A 2,509-nucleotide genomic window follows, 5' to 3' on the forward strand; every position below is an offset into this window, starting at 1 on the left:
TCCACGGCAGCAATTCGGCGAGCCAATTGATCTTGTGATCGTGGATGCGATCGAGGACGTCGGCGAGGTAGGCCTGCGGGTCGAGGTCGTTCATCTTGGCCGTCTCGATGATCGTCATGGCGCGGGCGAGAGTTTCGCCGCCGGTATTGGAGCCGGCAAAGAGCCAGTTGCGGCGGCCGACGCCGATCGGCCGCATGCCACGCTCCGCGGGATTGTTGTCTATGGCCACGCGCCCGTCGTCGAGAAATAGGCAGAAGGAGTCCCACCGGCCAAGCCCATAGCGGAACGCCTTGGCAAGGTCGCTCTTGCCGGGAATGCGGGTGAGCTGGCGTTCGGCCCAGGTGCGGAACGCCTCGACCAGTGGTTTGGACTTGTCCTGCCGGACGGCGCGCCGAACCTCGGCGGACTGGCCGGCGATCCGGCGCTCGATATCGTAGAGCTTGCCGATCCGGTCGAGGGCCTCCTTCGCGATTTCAGATCTGGTGGATGTCCAGACGTCGTGGAAATCGCGGCGCAGATGCGCCCAGCACGCAGCCTCACAGAACTGCACGGTGCCGTCCGCGCGGCGCTCGTACAGCTCCTTGAAGCCGGTATAGGCGTCCGCTTGCAGGATACCGCTGCTCATTTCGAGGTGCTTCCGGGGATGCTCGCCCTTCCGGTCGGGCGAGAAGTAGTAGACCGCGCCCGGCGGGTCCTGGCCCGCCCAGGGTCGCTGATCGCGCACATAGGTCCAGATACGGCCCTGCTTGACGCCCTTGCCCAGCCCCTTGTCCCGTCGAGAGCGATCGAGCACCCGGATCGGGGTGTCGTCTGCATGGAGCAGGTCGCTGGACATGATCTCGGCCTCGATCTTCTCGATCAACGGCGCCAGCGTCTTCATCGCCCCGCCGCACCAGTCCACCAGGGTCGTGTCCGGAATATCCGCACCCATGCGGGCGAAGATCTCATTCTGCCTGTAGAGCGGAACGTGGTCGTCGAACTTGGAGGTCAGCACGTAGGCCAGCAGGTTCGGACCGGCCATGCTCCGCGGAATGGGACGGCTCGGCGCAGGCTCCTGGACCATCCTTTCGCAGCGCCGGCAGGACTTCTTGACCCGGGCGATCTCGATCACCTTCAGCTGCGCCGCGATCATGTCGATCAGTTCGCTGACATCCTCGCCGACCACGCGCAGTTCGCCGCCGCAGTCCGGGCAGCTGTCGCCGGGGTCGAGTTCACGGCGTTCGCGCGGCGTATCCTTCGAGACCTTCGGACGGCGGCGTTGCCCGCGCTCGGCGGTTGCCGGGCCTTGGTCTTCGGTGTCCGGCGCGTCCTCGTCGGCCGGGGGCGTGTCCTCCACCTCGGCCATCGCCACCTGCAAATCCTCGAGGGCCAGTTCAAGCTGTTCGATCTCGCGCTCGATCTTTTCCGAGCTCTTCCCGAAGGCCTGCTTCTTCAACTTGGCGATCCGCACACGCAGTGCCTGGGCCAGCAGGTCGTGTGCCCGCAACGTGGCCGTGATCTGCGCATTCTCCGTCCGCAAGGCAACGATCATCGCCTTCAGGATGGCGGGATCGTCGGGCAAATCAGGGGCGGAAGTCGACATGCCCATGTCTACCACTGCACCCCAGTCAGCGCCATAAAAACACGCCAAAACAGATGGATAATTCAACCAACCCGGGCCGGCGGCGCACCCCAGTCCGGTCGCCGCCAGTCGATTCCTTCCCACAGCATGGCCAGCTGTGCCGAGGTCAGGCGCGCGACCCCGGCCTCGGTGTTCGGCCACGGAAAGCGACCGCGTTCGAGCACCTTGTAATAGAGGCAAAAGCCCTGGCCGTCCCAGTAGAGCAGTTTCAAACGATCACCTCGGCGTCCCCGAAACGCGAAGACCGCGCCGCTCGCGGGCTTCTGGCGCAAAACGTCCTGGGCCATGGCCGAGAGACCGGCGATACCCTTCCTCATGTCGGTGGCGCCGCAGGCGAGGTAGACCCGGACCCCCGTGCCCGGCCCGATCACGCCGCTTCCACGGCCCGGATCAGCCGGGTCAGCGCCTCTCCGTCCATGCCGCTGTCGAACCTCAGGCAACGACCGTTGCTCAGCCGAAGTTCGACCGGGACCGATCGCGGCGGTGCGGGCACGCTCGCCGGTTCCGGGTGCGCGCCGATATCCACCGGCAGGAACACGGCCCCGCGATCCAGCGCCCACAAGCCCTTTTTCTTCAGATCCCGCCGCCAGCCGTAGACCTGCGACCGCGTAATCTCGTGTCGCTGGGCGACCTGCGTCACGGTGGCACCGGCGATGCCGACCTCCGAGAGGATCGCGAGCTTCTCGTCCTCGCTCCACCGTCGGCGCCGCTCGACACCCAAAACCTCGCCCAGCATCACCACCTCCATAAGACACGTCGCTAACGACGTCGCTATGGACGTGCCTTAACTCGGAGCGTCGACATCAGGCAGGCGGCCTCAACCGGGCGGATACGGAGATTCATGCGTCGGGGCATCGGCGCTGGCCAGATGAAGTGAAGGCGCAGGCC

At 65.8% G+C, this 2,509-nt stretch carries 3 protein-coding genes; all 3 read right to left on the minus strand.

The window, feature by feature from the left end; genetic code table 11:
* The coding region (locus ACFDS3_RS20900; protein ID WP_375264245.1) for an IS66 family transposase at nucleotides 1-1,582 on the minus strand (1,582 nt) is incomplete at its 3' end.
* 62 nt (nucleotides 1,583-1,644) lie between these two features.
* Nucleotides 1,645-1,992, minus strand: a complete 348-nt coding sequence (tnpB, locus tag ACFDS3_RS20905; protein WP_218153130.1) for an IS66 family insertion sequence element accessory protein TnpB — start codon at nucleotides 1,990-1,992, stop codon at nucleotides 1,645-1,647.
* On the minus strand, nucleotides 1,989-2,357 hold the full coding sequence (locus ACFDS3_RS20910) for a transposase (protein WP_375264246.1): 369 nt from the start codon (nucleotides 2,355-2,357) through the stop codon (nucleotides 1,989-1,991). Before ACFDS3_RS20910 ends, tnpB begins: the two co-directional genes overlap by 4 nt.
* Nucleotides 2,358-2,509 lie beyond the last annotated feature (152 nt).

This window comes from Palleronia sp., from assembly GCF_042089775.1.
In the GTDB taxonomy this organism is placed as follows: domain Bacteria; phylum Pseudomonadota; class Alphaproteobacteria; order Rhodobacterales; family Rhodobacteraceae; genus Palleronia.

Coding starts and splice junctions, on each gene's coding strand:
- ACFDS3_RS20910 (WP_375264246.1), bottom strand. CDS start 2,357: ATGCTGGGCGAGGTTTTGGGTGTCGAGCGGCGCCGACGGTGGAGCGAG.